General features: G+C 41.2%; 4 protein-coding genes and 1 riboswitch. All 4 genes read left to right on the top strand.

Annotation, left to right across the window (positions count from 1 at the left end; genetic code table 11):
- Positions 1-369: 369 nt before the first annotated feature.
- Positions 370-471, top strand: a riboswitch (TPP riboswitch).
- A 131-nt stretch (positions 472-602) separates the two neighbouring features.
- Entirely contained in the window at positions 603-818 is a 216-nt protein-coding gene (locus DPV68_RS15170; protein ID WP_114167518.1) for a hydroxyethylthiazole kinase, read from the top strand.
- Between the two features lie 194 nt (positions 819-1,012).
- Positions 1,013-1,765, top strand: a complete 753-nt coding sequence (locus DPV68_RS14805) for a 3-oxoacyl-ACP reductase (protein ID WP_029336160.1) — start codon at positions 1,013-1,015, stop codon at positions 1,763-1,765.
- Positions 1,766-1,834: 69 nt separating this feature from the next.
- A complete protein-coding gene (locus DPV68_RS14800; protein WP_114167517.1) occupies positions 1,835-3,142 on the top strand; it encodes an LLM class flavin-dependent oxidoreductase in 1,308 nt (435 codons plus the stop codon).
- A 452-nt stretch (positions 3,143-3,594) separates the two neighbouring features.
- On the top strand, positions 3,595-3,930 hold a 336-nt coding region (locus tag DPV68_RS15215; RefSeq protein WP_198662343.1), incomplete at its 3' end, for a transposase family protein.

Genomic DNA, 3,930 nt, shown 5'->3' with positions numbered 1-3,930 from the left:
AAGATGGGTGTAGCTCATAGCGATTCCTCCGTCTGAATGTTTGTGTCGTAACTTCATTCTAAACGAGGCCATCGCTGTGGGCTTTTTTTGCGTTCACGTTCAGATGTTGCACTTAATTTTATAATTCATCAAGGATAAAAAAACAGCCTGGTGTGGTTTTAGGGAGGGGGAAAAATAAGAAGAGCAATTCCTATAAATCAGAGCTCATTTAAAATATCATACAAGCTAATAGGTATCTTATAATTAAAACATCTAGTACGAAACACTCGTAAGACAAGGTTTACTTCCTGCACAACCTCTGTAGACAGTAGATACCAGGCTTTACATAAAAATTAGGATTTGTTATAGTGGTCGTGAAAACAAAATACCTAAATACACTAGGGGAGCCGAATTGGCTGAGACGGACAAGAGTCCGGACCCTTTGAACCTGATCTGGGTCATACCAGCGGAGGGAAGTGTGCGAACCTTTTATACTTTCTATTTAACTGGTCTTTCGCCGCCTCCTATCTTCAGGAGGCGGTTTTTTGCGTTCAAGAAAGGGGTAATAGGCATGGATCATTGTACAACAGTTTAAAAAAGCAACCGAGTGCGGAGGGATACTCATGCAACTCTCTGTTCGTGAAAGAGCGCCAATTGTACATTGTATTACAAATCAGATCTTTGCAAATTTTCAAGCTAATGGATTGCTCGCTGTAGGTTGCTCATTTGCAGGACTACTGTACAAGTATACACAGAGGAGAATAATGGCAGCCGGTAGTGAGGTGATTGGAACAGGACTGCTGGCTTCATTAGTGGAGCTCTACTCGCCTGGGTTTTAGGGAAAAGGTTTGAACGACATTCTTTGTCGGTTCTACCTAAACAGTAAACCGATAGTACTATTCAGAAAGACATTCATTTAAAGTTGGTACGGAAGAATTAGATTTATTGGAAAGACTAAAGGCAGTGCAGGGGTAATATCTTTCACTTTTTGATTTGTACTTGCGATTGCAACTAAAAGTATAGGAGTGGTGACGTGAAAAGAACAGTTTTGGTGACAGGAAGTAGCAAGGGTCTTGGTGCTACGATAGCAAAAGCTTTAGTTGAAAAAGGGTTTAATGTAGTGATTAACTATTACAAAAGTAAAGAGAAGGCAGAAGGACTTGTTTCGGAGCTCGGTGAACAAAATGCTATAGCTCTATACGCTGATGTGACAAATCGCCAAGAAGTGGATGAGATGGTGAAAGTGGCGACCAACTATTTTGGTCAAATTGATGTGGTGGTCAATAATGCATTGGTAGACTTCAAATTCGATCCGATACAGCAAAAGTCTTTTATAGATCTTTCATGGAAAGATTATCAAAGACAGCTGGATGGAACATTAAAAGGGGCCTTCAATGCGATTCAAAGTGTCTTACCCCAATTCATGGAGAGACAAAACGGAAGTATCATCAGTATTGGTACGAATCTCTACCAAAATCCAGTTGTCCCCTACCACGAGTATACAACCGCAAAAGCAGGACTTATAGGTTTTACACGCAATATAGCCTCTGAACTGGGACAATACGGAATTAAAGCAAATGTCGTATCAGGTGGTTTGTTGAAAGTGACTGATGCCAGTTCAGTAACGTCTCAAGAGGTCTTTGAACTGATTGCTAATTCTACACCTTTGAGAAAAGTGACAACTCCGGAACAGGTGGCCCATTTGGTCGTTTATCTGTCATCTAAAGAGGCGGAAGGTATCACAGGGCAAAATTTCACAGTAGATGGTGGACTAACGATGAACTAAATGTATTATTACCTCCATATGTAAGATAGGAAGGCATAATATATTGGTCTAGTCTTAGGGGGAAGAGTAATGACGGTTATTCAAAAGAATCAACTTAATATAGGGGTTTTGGTTTATGGGTGTGGACATCATCAGGCTGCGTGGTTGATGCCGAACTCAAGTGTTAACCGGGTAGGGGAGATAGAATATTATCAATCCTTGGCGCAGTTAGCTGAAAAAGGATGCTTTGACGCTGTCTTCTTCGCAGACAGTCAATCTTTCCTGGCACAAGAACCAAATGAAATACCGGCATTTTGGTTCGACCCATTAATCAATTTGACAGCTATTTCTCAGGTGACAAAATATGTAGGGCTCGTCTCAACCATCTCGAGTACTTTTTCAAATCCTTTTACAGCCTCAAGACAGTTGTTGAGCCTAGAACATATTACAAATGGAAGAGTGGGTTGGAACCTAGTGACGTCTATGAGAGATGAAGAAGCATGGAATCACGGCATGGAGAGTCTTCCATCCCATGAAGAGAGGTATAAGAAGGCAGATGAATTCGCAGAATTGATGCATAAACTCTTCTTGTCTTGGGATAGAGAAGAGGTTCTCGCTGACCGAGTGCGACGTCAGTTAATCAACCCTGATAATATTTTCCCTATCAATCACAAAGGAGAATTTTTTAATGTGAGGGGTCCATCCACTACACCAAAGAGCCCTCAAGGAAAACCGGTGGCCATGCAAGCAGGGGCCTCAAAGCAAGGTATTCAACTAGCAGCCAAACATTCGGAGGCAGTCTATTCAGTATCTTGGAATATAAGTCAGGCTATGAAATATCGTCAAAAGTTAGATGAGGCCATCAAGCAAAATGGAGGGTGCAAACAGCAAATCAAAGTTTTTCCAGGTCTTGTTACATATGTAGGAAAGACCCGTGAAGAAGCCTTGGCTAAAAAGCAAGCATTAGATGAAATGTTGCCTCTAGAGACAGCGTTAAAACAACTGAGTTATTTTCTCCAGATGGATTGTACGGACTGGGAAATCGATTTAAAAGTGCCCACATTACCACCTTTAGAGCAATTTAATGGTCCTGTAGGTCGATATGAGACAATACTTGAAATTATTCATGATACTAATCCTACAGTAAAGGAACTATTAGGATTTCTTAGTGCCGGTGGAGGCCACTTCACCTTAATCGGAACACCCGAAGAGATTGTTGATCAGATGGAGATGTGGCTAGACAAAGGCGTGGCAGATGGATTCAATCTCATGCCTCCTACGCTACCTGAGAGCTTAGAGGACTTCATTGAATTAGTTGTTCCCGAAATGCAGAAAAGAGAGATTTTCAGAAAACAGTACGAGGGAAAAACACTAAGAGAACATCTTGGGTTGAAATAGGTAGACTGATTATACATCAACTAAATAGGAGATTAGCTTTGTTGCACCTTAATTCTAGAGTTTCTTTAATGTAAATAGACCTGGTAGGAGGAGTGAAGAGTCCTTCTATGAAATAGTAAATATCTGTTTTTAGGAATATATCTTCTATAATGGCCCTTCTAGTGAAGAAAAGTAGATACGGCAGATCAGGGGTTTTTCTATTCAGACATTCTTATAAATAGAAACCTATGTCGCTTCTACAACCAAGAGACAGGACAGTCAGAAATCGACGAAAAAGAATGAACTATTAGTGAGAGACTCCTCTTCTGATAGGATCTGAACACTCATGACTAAAAATGAGTGTGGTTTCCTTCGTAATCGGTGTCAACAGCGGTTTAAAATTGGTTCTTCCTCACTTTTGATGAAGGTAATCTTCGGGAATTAGTTTACTAAAAGGATTGAAGGGATCAGTCATGTTAAACGAGTTTCTTCCAGAACTAGAAGTGGTCGAGGTGAACCGTCGTGATGAAACATATCAGTTCATTTGTCATGGAAAAAAGTCGTGCGCACCCTGTCCCCATTGCACTAAAAGCTCACATCGTGTCCATAGCCGATACATCAGGACATTGCACGATGAGCGTGTGTTTGGATTTGATGTGCAGCTACGGAGTCAGACAAGACGTTTCTTTTGCGACGAACCAAGCTGTCCCTCAAGCATCTTTACGAAGAGATTTCCTTCCCTGTGTCGAGCACACTCCCGCAAAACAATCCGTTTAGAACGTGGGCTACTGAGGCTCTTAAGTGGGATG

Source organism: Exiguobacterium sp. TNDT2, from assembly GCF_003331145.1.
Classification (GTDB): domain Bacteria; phylum Bacillota; class Bacilli; order Exiguobacteriales; family Exiguobacteriaceae; genus Exiguobacterium.
Note: the sequence above shows the minus strand (reverse complement) of the source record. Positions and strands in the feature narration are given on the sequence as shown.